The organism is Bradyrhizobium sp. BWC-3-1 (genome assembly GCF_032917965.1).
GTDB classification, from domain to species: Bacteria; Pseudomonadota; Alphaproteobacteria; order Rhizobiales; family Xanthobacteraceae; genus Bradyrhizobium; species Bradyrhizobium canariense_D.
Map to the genome: position 1 here is coordinate 828,081 of NZ_CP136625.1, position 17,812 is coordinate 845,892.

Annotated in this window: 16 protein-coding genes and 1 pseudogene; 12 read left to right on the forward strand and 5 right to left on the reverse strand. The window is 64.0% G+C overall.

The window, feature by feature from the left end; all coding sequences use genetic code 11:
- Positions 1-94: 94 nt before the first annotated feature.
- Entirely contained in the window at positions 95-1,063 is a 969-nt protein-coding gene (locus tag RX329_RS04040) for an NAD(P)H-dependent flavin oxidoreductase (RefSeq protein WP_018453149.1), read from the forward strand.
- 55 nt (positions 1,064-1,118) lie between these two features.
- Positions 1,119-1,892 carry a thioesterase family protein gene (locus RX329_RS04045; protein ID WP_085350797.1) on the forward strand — a complete coding sequence of 258 codons (774 nt, stop codon included), beginning with the start codon at positions 1,119-1,121 and terminating at the stop codon, positions 1,890-1,892.
- A gap of 10 nt (positions 1,893-1,902) precedes the next feature.
- Here the strand turns inward: RX329_RS04045 and RX329_RS04050 are convergent, their stop codons facing one another.
- Positions 1,903-3,465: an AMP-binding protein gene (locus RX329_RS04050; RefSeq protein WP_085350796.1), complete on the reverse strand. Its 1,563-nt coding sequence runs from the start codon at positions 3,463-3,465 to the stop codon at positions 1,903-1,905.
- Positions 3,466-3,573: 108 nt separating this feature from the next.
- Here RX329_RS04050 and RX329_RS04055 point away from each other — a divergent pair, with 108 nt between their 5' ends.
- The 4 genes from RX329_RS04055 (at position 3,574) to RX329_RS04070 (ending at position 6,578) form a co-directional block, all read left to right on the forward strand.
- Positions 3,574-4,548 carry an NAD(P)H-dependent flavin oxidoreductase gene (locus tag RX329_RS04055; protein ID WP_085361115.1) on the forward strand — a complete coding sequence of 325 codons (975 nt, stop codon included), beginning with the start codon at positions 3,574-3,576 and terminating at the stop codon, positions 4,546-4,548.
- A 138-nt stretch (positions 4,549-4,686) separates the two neighbouring features.
- Complete coding sequence (locus RX329_RS04060) at positions 4,687-4,935, forward strand: hypothetical protein (RefSeq protein WP_018453152.1); 249 nt, start codon at positions 4,687-4,689, stop codon at positions 4,933-4,935.
- A 132-nt stretch (positions 4,936-5,067) separates the two neighbouring features.
- A complete protein-coding gene (locus RX329_RS04065) occupies positions 5,068-5,778 on the forward strand; it encodes a hypothetical protein (protein WP_018453153.1) in 711 nt (236 codons plus the stop codon).
- Positions 5,779-5,864: 86 nt separating this feature from the next.
- Positions 5,865-6,578, forward strand: a complete 714-nt coding sequence (locus RX329_RS04070) for a hypothetical protein (protein WP_085350794.1) — start codon at positions 5,865-5,867, stop codon at positions 6,576-6,578.
- Positions 6,579-6,684: 106 nt separating this feature from the next.
- Here the strand turns inward: RX329_RS04070 and RX329_RS04075 are convergent, their stop codons facing one another.
- Positions 6,685-6,909, reverse strand: a complete 225-nt coding sequence (locus tag RX329_RS04075; RefSeq protein ID WP_085350793.1) for a cysteine rich repeat-containing protein — start codon at positions 6,907-6,909, stop codon at positions 6,685-6,687.
- A gap of 235 nt (positions 6,910-7,144) precedes the next feature.
- On the opposite strand from RX329_RS04075, the gene RX329_RS04080 reads away from it, so the two are divergent.
- Positions 7,145-7,426: a hypothetical protein gene (locus tag RX329_RS04080; RefSeq protein ID WP_026232471.1), complete on the forward strand. Its 282-nt coding sequence runs from the start codon at positions 7,145-7,147 to the stop codon at positions 7,424-7,426.
- Between the two features lie 116 nt (positions 7,427-7,542).
- Here the strand turns inward: RX329_RS04080 and RX329_RS04085 are convergent.
- Positions 7,543-9,482 (reverse strand): annotated as a pseudogene (locus RX329_RS04085) (ATP-binding protein).
- A complete protein-coding gene (locus tag RX329_RS04090; RefSeq protein ID WP_018453158.1) occupies positions 9,479-10,162 on the reverse strand; it encodes a response regulator in 684 nt (227 codons plus the stop codon). Before RX329_RS04090 ends, RX329_RS04085 begins: the two are co-directional and overlap by 4 nt.
- A 405-nt stretch (positions 10,163-10,567) precedes the next feature.
- Between RX329_RS04090 and RX329_RS04095 the strand changes: the two genes are divergently transcribed.
- A complete protein-coding gene (locus RX329_RS04095) occupies positions 10,568-12,400 on the forward strand; it encodes a caspase domain-containing protein (RefSeq protein ID WP_085361114.1) in 1,833 nt (610 codons plus the stop codon).
- A 65-nt stretch (positions 12,401-12,465) separates the two neighbouring features.
- Here the strand turns inward: RX329_RS04095 and RX329_RS04100 are convergent, their stop codons facing one another.
- Positions 12,466-12,699, reverse strand: a complete 234-nt coding sequence (locus RX329_RS04100; protein ID WP_026232472.1) for a hypothetical protein — start codon at positions 12,697-12,699, stop codon at positions 12,466-12,468.
- Between the two features lie 236 nt (positions 12,700-12,935).
- On the opposite strand from RX329_RS04100, the gene RX329_RS04105 reads away from it, so the two are divergent.
- From RX329_RS04105 to RX329_RS04120, 4 genes are all read left to right on the forward strand, one after another.
- On the forward strand, positions 12,936-13,601 hold the full coding sequence (locus RX329_RS04105; RefSeq protein ID WP_018453161.1) for a response regulator transcription factor: 666 nt from the start codon (positions 12,936-12,938) through the stop codon (positions 13,599-13,601).
- A complete protein-coding gene (locus tag RX329_RS04110; protein ID WP_018453162.1) occupies positions 13,598-15,019 on the forward strand; it encodes a sensor histidine kinase in 1,422 nt (473 codons plus the stop codon). Before RX329_RS04105 ends, RX329_RS04110 begins: the two co-directional genes overlap by 4 nt.
- Positions 15,020-15,106: 87 nt before the next feature.
- On the forward strand, positions 15,107-16,183 hold the full coding sequence (locus RX329_RS04115; RefSeq protein WP_085350789.1) for an ABC transporter substrate-binding protein: 1,077 nt from the start codon (positions 15,107-15,109) through the stop codon (positions 16,181-16,183).
- A 271-nt stretch (positions 16,184-16,454) separates the two neighbouring features.
- Entirely contained in the window at positions 16,455-17,762 is a 1,308-nt protein-coding gene (locus RX329_RS04120) for an MFS transporter (protein WP_018453164.1), read from the forward strand.
- The last annotated feature ends 50 nt before the right edge of the window (positions 17,763-17,812 follow it).

A 17,812-nucleotide genomic window follows, 5' to 3' on the forward strand; every position in this document is an offset into this window, starting at 1 on the left:
ACGGCGCTAAAACGCAATACTTGACAGTGGAAAGATTGCCTTGTTGGTATGGCTCCCAACTTCGATGTGACCGCCAACAGAGGATCGTCTCGCAATGTCCATGCCTGCCTTGTTCAAGGGACGCCTGTCGATCCCCGTGATCGGTTCGCCGCTCTTCATCATCTCGGTGCCCGATCTCGTGATCGCGCAGTGCAAGGCGGGCGTGGTCGGCTCGTTTCCGTCGCTGAACGCGCGGCCGCCGGAGCTGCTTGACGAGTGGCTGGCGCGCATCACCGAAGAGCTCGCGGCCTATGATCGCGCGCATCCCGACAAGCCGTCGGCGCCGTTTGCGGTCAACCAGATCGTGCACAAGTCGAACAACCGGCTCGATCACGACATGCAGCTTTGCGCCAAGTACAAGGTGCCGATGATTATCTCCTCGCTCGGCGCACGCGAGGAGCTCAATCAGGCCGTGCACGGCTGGGGCGGCATCGTCTTCCACGATGTGATCAACCAGAAGTTTGCGCACAAGGCGATCGAGAAGGGCGCCGACGGCCTGATCCTGGTCGCCGCGGGCGCCGGCGGCCATGCCGGCACGATCTCGCCATTGGCGTTCGTCGCCGAGACGCGAAAATGGTTCGACGGCCCGATCGCGCTGTCGGGCGCGATCGGCAACGGCAAGGCGATCCGCGCCGCGCGCATACTTGGCGCCGACTTTGCCTATATCGGCTCGGCCTTCATCGCCACCAAGGAAGCCAATGCGGTCGACAAATACAAGGAGATGATCGCGGGCGCGACGGCTGACGACATCGTCTATTCCAACCTGTTCACCGGCGTGCACGGCAACTATCTGAAGCCGTCGATTCTCGCCGCCGGTATGGATCCGGAGAACCTGCCGACGTCAGATCCCTCCAAGATGAACTTCGGCACCGACGCCTCCGGCGAGCGCGCCAAGCCAAAAGCCTGGAAGGAAATCTGGGGTTCGGGCCAGGGCGTCGGCAGCATCGACGGCATCGTGCCAGCCGCCGAAATGATCGCGCGCTTCAAGAAGGAATACGACGAGGCGGTCGATCCGCCGTTGTGAACTTCGCCGGGACGACAGCTTTTGCTCAGCACCGAATGTGCATCACGGAGAAACGATGCCCCCCATCTACCGCGTCGATGGCGACAGCGTCGTCACCAGCCCGGATGCCGCGGGCCCGTGGGACCGGCGTATGCAGCACGGTTCGGCGCCGGCCGCGCTGGTGACGTGGGCGGCTGAGCGCATTCCGACGCCAGTTGCAATGGACATCGCGCGCGTCACCATCGACCTGATGCGCCCGGTGCCGGTGGCACCACTCACGATCGCGACCGAGATCTTGCGCGAGGGCCGCAAGATCCAGCTCTGCGGAGTCAAGCTGCTCGCCGACGGCGTCCAGGTGGTCGGCGCGACCGTGCTCAAGATCAAGCGCCAGGCGCTGACGCTGCCCGAGCACGTCAAGGCGCTGCCGGTTACGCTGCCGTCGCCGGAGGACTCGCTGCTCGAGGACGGTCATGCCGCTACCAGCCCGTTCGTACGTTCAGTCTCGATGCGCGCTGCGCGCGGCCGCTTCGGGCAAGCCGGCGCCGGCGCGATCTGGTTTCGCGTCGACCATCCCCTGATCGCGGGCGAACCGCTCTCCCAGGCGATGCGCGCCGTGGTCGCGGCCGATTTTTCCAACGGCACCGCCTCGTCGCTCGATTTCCGCGCCTGGACCTACATCAACGCTGACCTCACCGTGAGCTTTGCGCGCCAGCCGGTCGGCGAATGGATCCTGCTCGACGGTGATTCCTGGATCGGCCCCGATGGTGCCGGGCTTGCGATGTCGCGGCTCGCCGACCGGCAGGGCTATTTCGGCCGAGCCGTGCAAAGCCTGGTGATCGAGAAGCGGTGAGGCACCTTATCTATCCCACCATCCGGCCCCGCCCGCTCCAAAAGCTCGCGCGCAGCATCTTCTTGTCCACCTTGCCGACGCCGGTCATCGGGAGTTGCTTGACGAACTGGATCTGCTTCGGTGCATGAGCCGAGCCTTTTCGCGTCTTCACCAGATTGATCAGTTCATCGGCGTCAGGTTTTGCGCCTTCGCGCAGGACGACGACAGCGGTCACGGCCTCGCCCCATTTCTCGTCGGGGATGCCGACGACCGCAACCATGGCCACATCGGCGTGCTGTGACAGCACGTCTTCGATTTCCCGCGGAAAGATGTTGAAGCCGCCGGAGACGATCATGTCCTTCTTGCGGTCGAGGATGAACATGTAGCCGCGATCGTCCTTACGAGCGATGTCGCCGGTGTGCACCCAGCCGTTCTTGAGCGTCTCGGCGGTGGTGTCGGGCCGCTTCCAGTACTCCGCCATCGCATGCGGAGCGCGCACGCAGATTTCGCCGGCCTCGCCCGTCTTCACCTCCTGGTCGTTGTCGTCGAGGATCTTGACCTCGCACGCCGCGATCGGGAAGCCACAGGACAGGAACAGTTCGGGCGTTTTGGGATCGTGATCCGCCTTGCGCAGCACCGAGATTGGGTAGCATTCGGTCTGGCCGTAGAGCTGCGAGAACACCGGCCCGATCCGTTCGATGCCCTCGACCAGCCGGCTCGGCGACATCGCGGAGGCGCCGTAGAGCACCAGCTCGAGCGAGGAGAGGTCGGTCCTGCTCAATGCGGGATGATCGAGCAGCACATAGACCATGGTCGGCACGAACAGCGTGAAGTTGATGCGCTCGCGTGCGATAGTCCCCAGCACCGCCTCGGGATCGAAACCCTTCAGCATGTGCACGGTGCCGCCCCGCATCAAGGTCGGTAGCACTTTCGTGCCGGCGACATGGCTGATCGGTGCCACCGCGAGGTAGCGCGCGCCATCGGGAATCTCGAAGTCGGCGAGGATCGCGGCCGCGGCTCCGGCATTTTCGCGGTGGTAGCGCAACGCGCCCTTGGATTTGCCGGTGGTGCCACCGGTGTAATTCAGCGTGGAGAGGTCGTCGGGTCGGGCGAGGCAATGCGCGCTGGCATGGCCTTCGATCTCGATCGCCTGCAAGAGATCGACGCCATAGTTGGCCGGTCCCGTGGTGAACACCGCCTTGAGCCAGGTCGCCTGCGCGGCGAGCTCGCCGCCGCGATCGTGGAAGGCGGCCGCATCGACCACCAGCACCTCGGCCTCGGAATCCTCGAGCTGGAACATCTGGTCTCCCGGCGATCCCAAAGGATGCAGCCAGGTGACGCAGAGCCGCGACAATTGCGCGGCAACGCCGGCGCACCAGGTGTCGGCGCGGTTCGCGGTGAGGAAGGCGACCCGCGCGCCGGGCTGCAATCCAAGCCGCATGAACACGCCCTGGATGTGCCCGATCAGGTCGATGGTGCCCTGATAGCTCAGCGATCCGCCGGGCCACGCGAACGCGGTTCGGCCCGGATAGCGCGACAGCGCCCGCAGCGCCTGCGCGCAAGTTGGGGACGATGCATGGAGCGGATCGGACATATGTTTCCTCGCTGCTTTGTCATCGGCTTCCGGCGTGCCAATGTTTACCGCGACGCTAGCACAGGGAATGCGGGATGGAACGACTAAGCCCGCGCGAGGGAGGCACGCGTGACGTCAGATCGGCTGCAACATTTCCACGGTCGTCTCGCCCTGCCGCTGATTGCCGCGCCGATGTTTCTGGTCTCGGGCGTCGAGCTCATGGTCGCGGCCTGCCGCAACGGCGTGATCGGCAGCTTCCCCACCGCGAATTGCCGTAGCACCGAACAACTCGATGAATGGCTCACCGACATCGAAGCGCGGCTGCGGTGGCATGAAGATCAAACCGGCCGAAAGGCCGCGCCGCTTTGCCCAAACCTGATCGTGCACCGCTCCAATGCACGGCTGGAGCAGGATCTCGCCGTGTTGCTGCACCACAGGCCGGAGATCGTCATCACCTCGGTCGGCTCGCCCACGACGGTGCTCAAGCCGCTGCACGACGTCGGCGCATTGGTGCTTGCGGATGTTGCCTCGATCCGCCACGCCGAACGCGCGGCGGAAGCAGGTGCCGACGGGCTCGTGCTGCTTACCGCCGGCGCGGGCGGGCAAACCGGCTGGCTCAACCCGTTCGCCTTCGTCCGCGCGGTGCGTGCGTTCTACGATGGCATCGTCGTGCTCGCGGGGGGCATCAGCGACGGCCACGCATTGCGCGCGGCCGAAGTGCTCGGCTGCGATCTCGGCTACATGGGTACGAAGTTCATCGCGACGCGGGAGAGCATGGCGGATGAGCGTCACAAGCAAATGCTGGTCGACGGCAGCGCGGACGACATCTTGCTGACCACCGCGTTCACGGGCCTGCAGACCAGCATGCTCAAGCCGTCGATCCTGGCAGCCGGTCTCGACCCCGACGATCTGCCGGCGCGCGGTGCAATCGACGTCGGCAAGGACATCGACGTCAACGCGCGCGAGAGCCGCCCCGAGCGCTGGCGCGATATCTGGAGCGGCGGGCATTCGATATCGGGTGTAACCGAAGTGATGGAGGCCAACGATCTCGTCGCGCGGACGGTCGCGGAGTATAGAGAGGCGGGTGGCCGCCTCTCCCCGTAAAAACCCGGAGACCGACAGGGCCCGTCGCCTCCATCACAGTTAATCGAGCGCTCCTTAGAAGCGGTCACTTAACGGCAGATTAACCATCGATCGCCCAGAATCCCCTCAGGCGCCAATCAGGACCGAGAGGGACAGGCGATGGACTTCGACTTTCTCAACGCCAAGACGGCGGCTTCGCTGGACGAAATTCGCGTTCGCGTGGCCCATGCGCTGGCCCGCCACCCGCTGTGCCGCAATGTTCGCTTCGACATCGTCAGCGTCCCCCGCACCCGCCGGGGCGGCAATTGGACGGTGGCGCTGCAATCGGTCGAGCCGCGTGGAGTCTGGGAGGCCTCGGAGATCGTGGCCGACATCCAGGACGCTTACGATCTGGCGCTAGCTGCTTGATTTTGTTGACCTTTCCAGATGATGTCGCCGCAGTCCGCGCGATTGCCGCCGCGATGGCACGGTTAAGCCTTAATTTTCGCCCAGTTTGCGGGCAGTGATCACGTGGACTTGAAGCCGGTTGCGGAGAGACGTTTGTCGAAAGCCATCACCATCGTCGTGCTGACCTGCTTCCTCGTCCTCGGCGCCGCCACCACCGCCATTCTCGGCCGCGACAGCGTGCCCAGCGTCAGCGCCGAAATGATCACGCAGGCGCCGGCGCCCAAGCTGCTTGCAACCAATCGGGCCGCCAAGGCCGACCGTCTGGTTCCGACGCTGGCGCTAGCCTCGGCCGCCATCGACCCGGTTCAGGTTCCGGCGGACAAGCTCTCGCAAATGCCCGTGCTGACCGAGCCGCTGCGTCAGGCGTTTGCCGCCGCCACGCCATCCGATTTCCCGATGCCCAAGGCGAGCGTGAACGAGGCTCCGGCCGCTGCAGAGATTCCTGCCGTCGAAGTCCCGGCCAAGCCGAAGGTCGTCGCCAAGCCGCAGCCGCAGAAATCCTATTCGCTGTTGTCCGACGTACAGATTGCGGGCATCAGGGACCGTCTGAAGTTGTCGTCGTCGCAGGAATATTACTGGCCGTCGGTCGAGACCGCGCTGCGCAACGTTGTCCGCAAGATCTCGGCAAACAAGCTGTCCAATCCGAACGTGCAGGGCGTGCCGATCGATCCCAATTGCGACGAGGTCCAGCAGTTGAAGTCGGCCGCGATGCCGCTGCTGTTCCAGCTGCGTGACGACCAGAAAGAGGAAGTGCGCAAGCTCGCCCGCATCATTGGGCTCGAGAAGGTGGCGCAGCAGATCTGACGCGCAAGTTCCTTCCGGAACTGCGGCTATATCGGGAACATCCTGCAATTGACAAGCGTTGCCCGCTCCAAAGAGGGAGTGGACCAATGCGCGCCTCGACAGCCTATTTCGTCGGTGCAGGAACCATCGTCGCAGCCATCGCCATTGGTCTCGGCGGCGGCATTGTCGCCGGCAATATCATGAATCCGGTCTCGCCCAAGCAGGGGCCTGATACCAGCAAGATCGCGCAGCGCGCTGACGCCAAGCCCGCCACGACGGAAGCGCCATCCGAGCGGCTGCAATATCTCACCGGCTCGCAAGCCTTCGGCGCCATGGTCGCCGCGCCAGCGCAGGCCGAAGCCAAATCCGACGCCAAGGCCGAGTCCAAGCCTGAGGCAAAGTCCGAAGCGGTGAAGCCCGACACGCAGACCACTCAAGCCAACGCTGAACAGCCAGCGCAACAGCCTTCGCAGGCGGCAGCGGTGGAGCCCCCGAAACCGCCACCGGCGTCGCCTCCGCAAGTCGCAAAGCCTGCCGAGCGGCAAGCATCGACAGAGCCGTCATCCTCATCCGACAACGCCTATGCCAAGGCCAGGGATTCTGACGTCAAGCGCGCCACGTCTGAACGGCGCCGGACGGAGCGCCGTGAGCGCTGGGCCGAGCGCCGCCACTACGATTTCCGCGAGCCGCGTGGGATGCGCGACCGCACCGATTGGGACGACGTCGCGCGCAACATCCGCGAAGATGCCGATGCGCGCGAGGTCCCGAGCAGGCCGCGCGGCGGCTTTCCGCAGATCAGGCTATTCGGCGACGACGATTAGCGTCCATCCTCGCCGTCGTGCGCGCGCCCGACCTATGACCGGCGCATCGACGTCTATGGCCTGACGGCTTTGACGCCGCCGAGATTTGTGTTGTGGACGCGAGCACTCACCCGCCGTGTGACTCCACGACCTTGCGGCAGCCGTCCGAAAGCTTCGACTTGTTCTCGCGCAGGCAGGCATTCATCTGTGGCGGCTTGCCGATATGTTCGGCGCAGAATTTGTTCGCGTCGCTTCGGCAGGTCATCTGCTCCTGCGGCGTCGGACCGGATTGCGCAGCGGCGTTCTGGGCGGTAGCGGCGAGCAGCAGCACGGCAAGAACCGAGATCTTCATAAAACACCTCCTTGGGAATGTCGTTGGTCCCGCCTGGGATCAAGCGGGCCGGACCATCTCGCGAGCGCCGGGCGCAGGTCCATGCCATGTTCATGGCATCGGCCAGCCCGTCCCGCCGCCGTACCCCCATTTTCATGGCATGTATCAGCGCGCCGTCTTTTGTCATTCAGGCTGCACGTCGGCCGCGAGACCCGGTGATTGCATCTGGACGCCGAACGGGAAGCAGGAGAGCAAGATGTCGAAAAGAGCGGGAGCGCTGAGCGCCGGGCTGACAATTTTGGCGCTGGCAGGTGCGGCGACGGTCTCGCTGGGCACGAGCCCGGCGCAGGCGGTGGTCTATTGCAAGACGGTCGGCATACCCAAGGGCTGCGTGGTGCGGCCGAGAGCGGCAGTGGTCGCTGCGCCGGCCGCCGCAGTCGCGGTCGCGACACCCGGGGTCGGTGCGCCCGGTGTCGGCGTGCGTGCGGGCACGCCGATGAATCGCGGTGGTCCGGTCAATCGCGTCGGCGTGCGCTGAGAAAGACGAAAGAGTTCGGGCGAAGGAGCATTGCGGACGAACCCCCGTCTTCCGCAGGCAAATCATCCGGCCCGTCCCTCTCTCCGCGCGTCCCACACGTTCGGAGAGGGGGCTTTTCAGCCGACGGCGGCACCGCTGTCGGGGAAAATCTGCGGCAATTGCAGCCGCACGCGCGTGCCTGAGGAATCCGAGCTCAGATCGAGCATCGCCCCGCAGCGCGCGGCACGGCTCCTCATGTTGCGAAGCCCCCGCGCGGTCTGGCCCGCGTCGGTGGCTCTGCCGCTGCCGACCGGCGCAGAACCGTTCGCAAAGCCCTTGCCATCATCCGCGACCTTGATCACACCGAACGGCCCCTGACCTTCGTCGACCGTCTCGATGGTGACCGCGATGCGGCGGGCCTGTGCGTGCTTGACCGCATTGGTCACGGCCTCGTCGAGGATGCGCACGATCTGGATGACATGCCATGGCCTGAGCTCGGGATGCAGCGGCAGCCCCTGCGGCGTGGCCACGTGCCAGTCGAGCGCGATGTCGTGCGGTCGCAATTGCGCGGTCGCTCGCTCGCGCCAGGAGCCGAGTGCGAGCATCAGGTCGCCGCCGATGTCGTCCATGGAGTCGATGACGAGGCGGAGGTCCTTCAGCGCCGCACGGGCAGCGTCGGTGATGGTCGCGCCCTCGTGCCCGCGCTCGGACAGTGCCACGATGCTGATGAGCTGGCCGCCGAGGCCGTCATGCAGGTCGCGCATCAGCCGCGTGCGCTCATTGGCGAGCGCGGCTGCCCTTGCGCGCTCCTCCTCGCGGGCAAAGCTCGCCTTCAGCCGCTCCTCGGCCTCACGTACGCGCGTCACGAGCTGGTCGGCAAAGCTGTCGACCTGGTTCAGCGCGCGCGCGAACCGCCAGGTCAAGCCGGCGCCGATCGCGACCAGCATCGCCGAGTAGGACAGGCGCGAGAGGAAGATGCGCTCGTCGGTCACGATCTCGAACACCGACAGCATGTCGTGGACCCAGCAGATCAGCACGATGGTCACCGCGCAGCCGAGCGTGAAGCTTGCCGCGTCCTGCCGCCGCACCACCGCGGCAGCGGTGACGCAGGCCATTAGGAGCAGGCAGAGACCGACGGTAGGAATGCCAAGCAGGAGAAACAGAATGCGCGGCAGCGGCGGGCCGGCGATCAGTCCGACGCCGAACACGACGAGCCCCGGCGCGAACAGCAGCATGCCGTAGCGCGGCCAGCGCCAGCCGAAGAACAGCACGCCGAAGACGACGACCAGGGCGCTCTCGATCGGTGCGGACGCGAGCAATACCGCGGCGAGCCGGGACGTGTTGAGGGGGGGGCACCGGTGGCGGCGCAAAGGCCTGCACTACGCCGAGTACCATCGCCACGGCCAGCACGCCGTAAACCGGCTCGCGGCGGCGCATCAGCCACATGATCGCCAGGATGACGGCGAGGATCGACTGCCAGGCGGAGAACACCACGGGCAACGTGACGAACATCAGCGTGCGTGTCTCGTAGGCCGGCCGCAAGGCCGCATCCGGCCCGACATAGACGGTGTCGAGAAAGCCCTTGAGCGGTCCCCAAACCAACAGCCGTACCGCGATCTCGTTCGCGCCCTCGCGCAGCAGCGAGGACGGGATCGCCCCGATCTGCGGAGTGTTGCGGTCGGGCCGGTTGGCGTTGGCATCGCGTCGGGAATCCAGGATGACGACGCCGTTGATTGAGACTTCCACCGCGTTGCTGAAGCGCGGCAGGAATACCGACCATCCCGACGCGACATCGCCGCGGCGGAACGTGAAGGCGCCGGTGTAGAGCGGCGGGTCGGCCAGGGAATAGCGTGACGACGTGAAAATGCGGCAGCGTCACGGGACGTGCCACGCCGTCCTCGCGCAGCGAGAATTCGCTCAGCGCAAAGTCGTCGGGGTCGCTGGGCTGGAGCAGCCGCAGCCCGAGGACGGTCGCGACCACTATCAGCGCCTGCAGCAGCAGATAGGGCACGAGACGCGAGACCAGCAGCCGGCGCCGCCCGGGTTTGACCGGTGCCTTGGCCACGATCTCGCTCACAGCTTGATCAGGCCCTGCTGCACCGCTTCGAACACCGCTTCGCTGCGGGTGTGCACTTCGAGCTTGCGATAGATGTTCTTGATGTGGCCGGGCACGGTCTGCCGGGACAGGCCGAGATGGCTTGCGATCTCGGCGTAGCTGAAACCTTTGGCAATGCCCCAGAGGATGTCGATCTCGCGTGGGGTGAGCCTTGCGGTGTTGAGCGCGGGGCCCGGCGGAGGCTCGGCCGCATTCTGCGCGGAACCTTGCGTCCTGCGCACGATGAAGCGGGCGATCGAGGCCGAGATCGGCGAATGGCCGGCGACAAGATCGCGCACGGTGGTGGCGATATCAGTGGGGAACGCATCCTTCAGGAGATAGCCGGTGGCGCCAACCGTGATCGCGGAGATCACACTTTCTTCGTCGCCGAGCGCCGAGATCACCATGATCTCGGTGTCGGGAAAGCGTTGCCTTGTCTCGCGGATCAGCTCGACGCCGTGGCCGTCGGGCAGCCGCAGATCGGTGAGCAGCACGCGCGGCACAGCCGCGCTCAGCGCCGAACGAGCCTCTCCCAGCGTACCGGCGCTTCGCACCTCGTAGCCGGCCTTGACCAGCGCGTCCTGGAGCCGCCAGCAGGTCGGCGCGTCGTCCTCGACGAGGAGGATGGTGATGGCTTCACCCGTCTCGCCCTGTTCGGTCATGATCATCGTCGTCCTGCACCGCGTGTCCCCCGCGGCGCAGGGCCAAGTTTAGCCGCGGTGCGGGCGCCGCGACACCCATAATCATGGGGGCGCAAGGCATCGGTCTGGCGTTCCCGACGCGATGCCTACTGCTTCGTCGCACTGGCTCGTCCGGCGGCATGGGCGGGCCCGGCAGTCGCTGCACCAGATGCGCGCGGTACCGGCATTGTTCTTGTAGAACTGCTGATACGGCTCCTTGATCACGTCGAGCTTCGTCGGCCGCAGTCATGCCGCCGGAGGTTTGGCCTGACGCCCACGGCGGCACCGGGAAGTGAGATAGGCCACAGACGGGTTGACTTACGGGAGGAGACCCTCGAAATCATCCCGGAGCCAGCCTAGGGCCCTTGACGGATTGAAGCCTGCACCATGGTCGGATTGATCCTCCCGGCTCCGATGTCACGCCTGCAGCGTCTGGCCGGCCGTGTTGCGCTGGCGATTGCTCTGATGCTGGCAGCGGCGACGACCGCGCAGGCCGACAAGCGAGTGGCGCTGGTCCTTGGTGTGTCCAACTACCAGAGCGTCGCGCGGCTGGCCAATCCTGACAACGACGCCGCCGCCATCAGCGACGTGTTCAAGCGGATGGGGTTCGATATCGTGGAGCTTCGCCGCGATCTCGGCGTCATCGAGATGCGGCGGGCGGTGCGCGATTTTGCTGCGGTTGCCGCGGATTCCGACATGGCCGTGGTCTATTACGCCGGTCACGGCATCGAGGTGAACGGCGCGAATTTCCTGATTCCGGCAGATGCCAGGCTGCAGAGCGATTTCGACGTCGAGGACGAGGCGGTTCCGCTGGACCGGATTCTCCAGGCGATAAATCCGGCGAAGCGGCTGCGGCTCGTCATCCTCGATGCCTGCCGCGACAATCCGTTTGCAGAGCGGATGACACGCAGTGTCGCCACGCGTTCGATGGGCCGCGGCCTCGCCAAGATCGAGCCCGCCACGGCGGATACGCTGATTGCGTTCGCCGCCAAGGCCGGCGCGGTCGCCGGCGACGGCGACGGTGCGCACAGCCCGTTTGCGACCGCGCTCCTCAATCATTTGGCGACATCGGGCCTCGACCTTCGCCTGACGCTTGGCCGGGTTCGCGACGAGGTGCTCAAGAGCACGGGGCGGCGGCAGGAGCCCTTCGTCTACGGATCGCTCGGCGGCGACACCGTGGCGCTGGTGCCGCCGGTTGCATCGCCGATCGATCCGAACGCGGGAGCCCGGCGGGATTATGAGCTTGCAGCGCAGGCCGGCACCAAGCAGGCCTGGCTTTCCTTTCTCGCCGTTCATGCCACCGGCATCTATGCCAACTTTGCGCATGCGGCGCTCGACAAGCTCGAGGCCGCAGAAAAAATCAGCGAAAACGCCGATGCCGTACAGCGGCAGGCTGAGCAGCAGGTCCGGCAGAAGAGCGACGATTTCAGGAAACAGATCGAGGAGCAGGCGGCGCGTGAGACGGAACGGGCCACGCAGCAGATCTCCGAGCAGGCCCGGCGCGATCTGGAGAAGGAGCGCCAACGCATCGCCGAGCAGGCCAAGCGCGAGCTCGACGATGCCCGGCGGCAGGTTGCGGAGGCGCGCCGGCAGGCGGAGGACGCGGCCCTTCAGGTCGAGCAGGCGATGAAGCAGGCCGCGCTGGAGGCGCAGCAACAGATCGAGGCGGTGAAGCGCGAGGCAGACCGGCGCGAGAAGGAGCGCCAGGCTACGCTTGCCGCTCTGACCCCGCCCGCCGCGCCCGCTGCTGCTCTCGCCGTGGCGCCGACTAGCGTGCCAGCGATGGATCCTGCGGACATCGCCCGCTTGCTCCAGGCGCACCTGAAGCGTGTCGGTTGCGATCCCGGTGCGGCCGATGGCGCCTGGACTGCACCGTCGCAAAAGGCGCTCGACAGCTTCAACAGATATGCCGGTACGAAATTCGACGTGAAGGTCGCAAGCCTCGACGCGCTCGATGCGGTGCGCGCCCGGCCCGATCGCATCTGCCCGCTGGTTTGTGCGAGGGGGCAAAAGGCGGTTGGCGACCGCTGCGTCCAGATCGTCTGTGACAACAAATTCGTGCTGGACGCCCAGGGCGTGTGCCAGCGGCGTCCCGATCCGTCGCCCCAGAAACCAAAGGCGGTGTCCCGCCACGAACCGAGCCCGCGCGCGCCGTCTGCTCCGGCCAGCAGCGAGGGCGGCAAATGTCATACCTATGGCGGAAAACAGTACTGCCAGTGATGCGGCGTTGCTCGCCCTGGGTTGACGGGGTGGCGAGATCCTCGCGTCCGTCCAGGATGGCCCCTCTACGAAGCCTCTGCCCGCGGCGGCGGATATCGCCGGGCCAGCGCCGACAACGGCAAGTGTCGCTCGCCCTCAGGTAGCTCGAGATAGGCGAGCACGAGCGGCCGTTTCCAGTCACCGACGCCGAAATCCATCGCCATCCATTTCTGCGGTTCGGGGCCCTCAAGACCGCGCACCCAGACGAAATAGCGGGGGAGATCGTCGGCTTCCGTTTCCGTCACGCGTCTCCTGGCCATCAAAGCTGCTCGCTGTATCGTTACGTGTTGCCACACGATATGGGGACTGGCCTGGCAAAGTCGAACCGTCGAGGGAGGGGATGCCGGGAAGCACGCGGCCCTCTCCTGGCGAAGTGTCCGAAGGATGCGAGCCGTACATCCGCGAGGAAGCTCCGATTTGATCTTTCGATACTGTCCTTCTAGCCTCACGGTGACGTCTCCCGCGCACGGGTGGTGCGAACGCAAGGGTTTGTTCAGTGAGGATTCTGATTGTCGAGGACGATGCCGCCATGGCGCGCGGCCTTGCCGAGCGGCTCAAGCTGTCCGGGTTCGCCGTCGATATCGAGTCTGACGGGGCTTCGGCGGCGCAGACCGCCTTGCTGGAACCCTACAGCCTCATCATTCTGGACATCAACTTGCCGAACGTGTCGGGTTTCGGCGTCCTGCACAAGATACGGCAAGCCGGGTCGACCGTTCCGGTCATGATTCTGACTGCCCGTTACGCGACCGGCGATAAGGTCAGCGGGCTCGATCTCGGCGCTGACGATTATCTCTCCAAGCCATTTGATATCGCCGAATTTGATGCCCGCGTTCGCGCGCTCGTGAGAAGGGGACAGGGGCTTCCAAATCCAACCTTGATCTGTGGCCCGCTCGCGTTCGACCGCGCCGCGGGCACGATTACACTGAGCGGCCGGCCGCTTGAATTGCGACGGCGCGAGTTTGCCGTGCTGGAAGTGCTGATGACCCGCGCCGGCAAAGTCGTCTCCAAGGAGCGCCTGATCGCGGAGGTATTTGGCTTCGACGAGGCGGTAGCGCCGAACGCGGCGGAACTCTACGTTGGTCGCGTTCGCCAGAAACTCGGTCCTGACGGGCCGCGGATCCGAACCGTCCGCGGGCTAGGCTATCTGCTGGAGGTACAGTGATCGCCACCTGGCGGCCGTCGTTGAGGCGAACGCTCCTCACCAATCTGGTGGCGCCCGCCATTGTATTGGCGATGGTGCTTGGAATCGGCGGTATGTTGCTGATCCAGCGCGTTGTGCAGACAGTTCATGACCGGTTGCTCGATGGGTCGGTTCTCGCCATCGCCGAACGCGTCGGCGTGGAAGATGGCGAACTGACGGTCGACTTGCCGCAGGTTGCGCTCGGCATGCTGGAAAGCCAGTCGCACGACAGCATCTATTACAGCGTGACTTACCTCGGCGAATTGATCACCGGTTACAAGGATCTTCCACTATCCGGCTTCGATCGATTGAAGGCTGGCGAAACCGGCCATCGCGATGGCGCGTATCGCGGCAAAACGGTTCGTATCGGCGCGCAGGCGCGGCAGGTCTACGGCAGGCCGGAGCTGGTCCTCGTCGCAGTGGCCGAAACGGTGCAGGCGCGCCGCGTCGTCGAACGTGAAATGCTGATCGGACTGGCGATGCTCGAGGCCGGGTTGATTAGCCTCATCGCTTGCCTCGGCTGGTACGCCGTCGATCGAGGCCTGAGGCCGCTTGGCGAACTCAAGCAAGAAATCGACGCGCGCGGTATTCAGGGCGGTCCAAATCTCAGTCCGCTCGACCTTTCCCGGGTGCCGCAGGAAGCTTTAGCACCGGCGCTCGCGGTAAATTCCCTGCTACAGCGGCTGGATCTGGCCATCGGACTGGTGCGCCGATTCACAGCCGATGCCTCGCATCAGATGCGAACCCCATTGGCGATACTGCGGACGCATCTCGATCTGGTGCGACGCCTGGGGTCGGAAACGCCGGCGGGCCAATCTGCCCTCGACGAGGTCGATAACGCCATCAACCGCCTTGAACGGCTGCTCGGGCAGCTCGTGACACTGGCACGGGCCGACGAGCAGAACATTGCGCAACCGGCCGCGGAGAACGTTGACCTGAATGAGGTCGCCTTCAATGTCCTGTCGGAGCGTGCCCCACAGGCTTTCGCGAACGACATCGACGTCCAGTTCGATCGATCCGACTGTCCCGCGGTCATCGCCGGCAATACGGTCCTGATTGGCGAATTGCTGGCAAACCTGATCGACAATGCGATCCGCTACAACCGCCCCGGGGGGATGGTCCTGGTTCGCGCGGTTGTTGACGCCACGACCGCGCGAATTGAAGTCGAGGATACCGGTCCGGGAATTCCGGAGGCCCATCGGGCCCGCGTTTTCGAGCGTTTTTATCGGATTCCGATGGCGAACGGCCCTGCAGGCAGTGGTCTTGGACTAGCCATCGTGAAAGCCTTGTCGGACCGTCTCGGGGCCCAAATCGTGCTTGCACCTGGCCCGGAAGGCCGGGGTCTGCGGGTTTCCGTGAGCTTTCCTCTTGCCAAGCGTGATGGTGAAAGCTCAAGTTGAGGCCGGATTGTGCGCTGCCGTACGAATGGCTGCGGTCCTGAACAAACTGAAGTCCGCAAAGCGGCTCATGGACGAGGAAACGTCACGATGGCGGCTGCCAAAGCCTTGGCCTTGTGCGTTGGGATCTTGCTGACGTGGCCTGCCATGTCGGAGCAGGCGCAGCTCGGCCCTCTCAAAGGGCAAGCATCCGCTATCGCCGGAGCTCGAGAGCAGCTCAACATCGTATCGACGACCCAGGACGCGGACGTCGCCGACTTGCTTGCCGATTTCCGGGCAAGTCATCCGGACATCGAGATCGTCCATACAAAGATCAACTCGAACGATATCTACAATCAAGTCGTGGATCCCTCGACCTCCAGCGCAGCACCCGGAGACATTGTCTGGAGCTCCGCGATGGATCTGCAGATCAAGCTCGTCAATGACGGCTATGCTCAACCCTATGTCTCGAAGGAAATTGCGCATATCCCGGATTGGGCCATCTGGAAAGACGAAGCCTATGCCATCACGGCGGAGCCGATTGTCATTGTTTATAACAAGAACCTCGTTGCGGAGTCCGATGTACCCCGAACCCGCACTGACCTGAAGAGCCTTCTAAGCCGAAAGCCTGACATCTATCGAGGTAAGATCGCAACCTATGACCCGGAGCAGAGCGGGACCGGTTTCCTGTTCATCACGCGCGATGCCGGAATCACCAGGACAACGTGGGATTTGGTCCGTGCGTTTGGCAGCGCCGGTATCAAGCTCTATTCGACCACCGGAACGGTGCTTGATCGGATTTCATCCGGCGAACATCTGCTCGCCTACAATATGATAGGGTCTTACGCGATCGAACGGGCCAAGGAAGATGCCTCTATCGGAATCGTGTTTCCTGCCGACTACATCACCTTGATGTCGCGAATAGCCTTTATACCCGTCACCGCGCCCCACCCGGAATCGGCGAAATTGTTTCTTGATTACCTGCTTTCAGAACGCGGCCAGAAATTTCTCCTGGCCCGGTCAGTCGGTCCTGTGCGCCTCGGTCTCGGCGCGGAAGGCGTGATACCTGCGGATCGCAGCGGCGCAGTCAAGCCGATCCATATTGGTGCAGAATTGCTCACCTATCTCGATCAATCGAAACGAGCGAGCTTCCTCAAAGAGTGGCGCCGCGCGTTGCAGGATCGATAGAAATCCAGGGATCTGGATTTCAGACGGAATAACATCCGAGAGAAGCCCCCCATATCTGCCGGCTCATCAAGCGCGTCGTCTTCAAACCGATTTTCTTGCGGAGTGCGGCAGCGACAGGTTGGTGACAGGCAGCTGATATACGATGAGGCAGCAATCGTAGCTTGAACGATCGCTCCTCGCGTATCGGTCAATCCGGCCGCGATCAAGTTTGCAACACCTGCAAGACGGGTGAACAAGACAAAAAAACATAAACGATAAAAGGGAGGACGGCATGACGGTTACCACCGGACAGTCGAAGCTTGGCATGGTGCTCCGCGTCACCAGTGGCAACTTTCTTGAGATGTTCGACTTCTTTCTGTCGGGCGTCTACGCGTCGTACATCGCCAAGGCATTCTTCCCACTCGAAAATGAATACGCGTCACTGCTGCTGACCTTCGTTGCGTTTGGCGCAGGCTTTCTGATGCGCCCGCTCGGCGCCATCATCCTCGGCGCCTACGTGGATCGGATCGGCCGGCGCCAAGGCCTGATCGTTACACTGTCGATCATGGCTGCCGGCACGGTGCTCATCGCGTTCGTGCCAAGTTACGCAACCATTGGCATATTGGCCCCGATCCTCGTCTTGATCGGACGCCTGCTGCAAGGCTTCTCGGCTGGCGTCGAGCTTGGTGGGGTTTCCGTCTATCTCTCGGAAATGGCCACACCGGGAAAGAAGGGTTTTTACGCCAGCTGGCAATCGGCAAGTCAACAGGTCGCGATCATCGTCTCGGCCTCGCTGGGTTTCGCTCTCAATGCATGGCTTGCACCGGCGCAGCTTGACGATTGGGGCTGGCGTATTCCGTTCTTCATCGGCTGCCTGATCGTTCCTTTCGTATTCTTCATTCGACGCTCGCTGCAGGAAACCGATGAATTCCTGGCGCGGAAGCATCATCCGACACCCCGCGAGATCTATCGCTCCATCCTCGCAAACTGGAGCATTGTGCTTGCCGGGATGATGATGGTGATCATGACCACGGTGTCGTTCTACCTCATTACCGTCTACACGCCGACATTCGGCAAATCGGTCCTCAAGCTGACCGCGGCCGATGGCCTGATCGTGACGATTTGCGTGGGAATATCGAACTTCATCTGGCTTCCCATCATGGGCTCGTTGTCCGATCGGATTGGTCGTCGGCCGATCCTCATCGCCTTTTCGACTTTGGCATTTCTGACTGCATATCCCGCGCTTTCCTGGTTGGCCGCAGGCCCGACGTTCCCGAAGATGCTGACGGTCCTACTTTGGTTGTCTTTCATCTACGCCAGCTACAACGGCGCGATGATCGTCGCATTGACCGAAGTCATGCCGGTGGGTGTGCGAACGTCGGGATTCTCCCTCGCATATAGTCTGGCAACGACGTTCGGCGGGTTTACGGCAGCGATCTGCACCTGGCTGATCGCTGCCACTGGTGACAATGCGTCGCCGGGATATTGGATGAGCGCGGCAGCGCTCTGTGGTCTGGCCGGGACGTACCTCGTTTACAGGCCGCAACAACGACGCGCGCTATCCGGCGCCAATTCGGTCGAGACGGTGATAGGGACGTGACCACCAAAGTGCTCGATGACGTCGACCGTCATCGAGCAAGCACAGTCCTC

Excerpts from the sequence above, each read along its gene's own strand:
- RX329_RS04040 (WP_018453149.1), top strand. The coding sequence starts at position 95 with ATGTCCATGCCTGCCTTGTTCAAGGGACGCCTGTCGATCCCCGTGATC.
- RX329_RS04045 (WP_085350797.1), top strand. The coding sequence starts at position 1,119 with ATGCCCCCCATCTACCGCGTCGATGGCGACAGCGTCGTCACCAGCCCG.
- RX329_RS04050 (WP_085350796.1), bottom strand. The coding sequence starts at position 3,465 with ATGTCCGATCCGCTCCATGCATCGTCCCCAACTTGCGCGCAGGCGCTG.
- RX329_RS04060 (WP_018453152.1), top strand. The coding sequence starts at position 4,687 with ATGGACTTCGACTTTCTCAACGCCAAGACGGCGGCTTCGCTGGACGAA.
- RX329_RS04070 (WP_085350794.1), top strand. The coding sequence starts at position 5,865 with ATGCGCGCCTCGACAGCCTATTTCGTCGGTGCAGGAACCATCGTCGCA.
- RX329_RS04075 (WP_085350793.1), bottom strand. The coding sequence starts at position 6,909 with ATGAAGATCTCGGTTCTTGCCGTGCTGCTGCTCGCCGCTACCGCCCAG.
- RX329_RS04080 (WP_026232471.1), top strand. The coding sequence starts at position 7,145 with ATGTCGAAAAGAGCGGGAGCGCTGAGCGCCGGGCTGACAATTTTGGCG.
- RX329_RS04090 (WP_018453158.1), bottom strand. The coding sequence starts at position 10,162 with ATGACCGAACAGGGCGAGACGGGTGAAGCCATCACCATCCTCCTCGTC.
- RX329_RS04095 (WP_085361114.1), top strand. The coding sequence starts at position 10,568 with ATGGTCGGATTGATCCTCCCGGCTCCGATGTCACGCCTGCAGCGTCTG.
- RX329_RS04100 (WP_026232472.1), bottom strand. The coding sequence starts at position 12,699 with ATGGCCAGGAGACGCGTGACGGAAACGGAAGCCGACGATCTCCCCCGC.
- RX329_RS04115 (WP_085350789.1), top strand. The coding sequence starts at position 15,107 with ATGGCGGCTGCCAAAGCCTTGGCCTTGTGCGTTGGGATCTTGCTGACG.
- RX329_RS04120 (WP_018453164.1), top strand. The coding sequence starts at position 16,455 with ATGACGGTTACCACCGGACAGTCGAAGCTTGGCATGGTGCTCCGCGTC.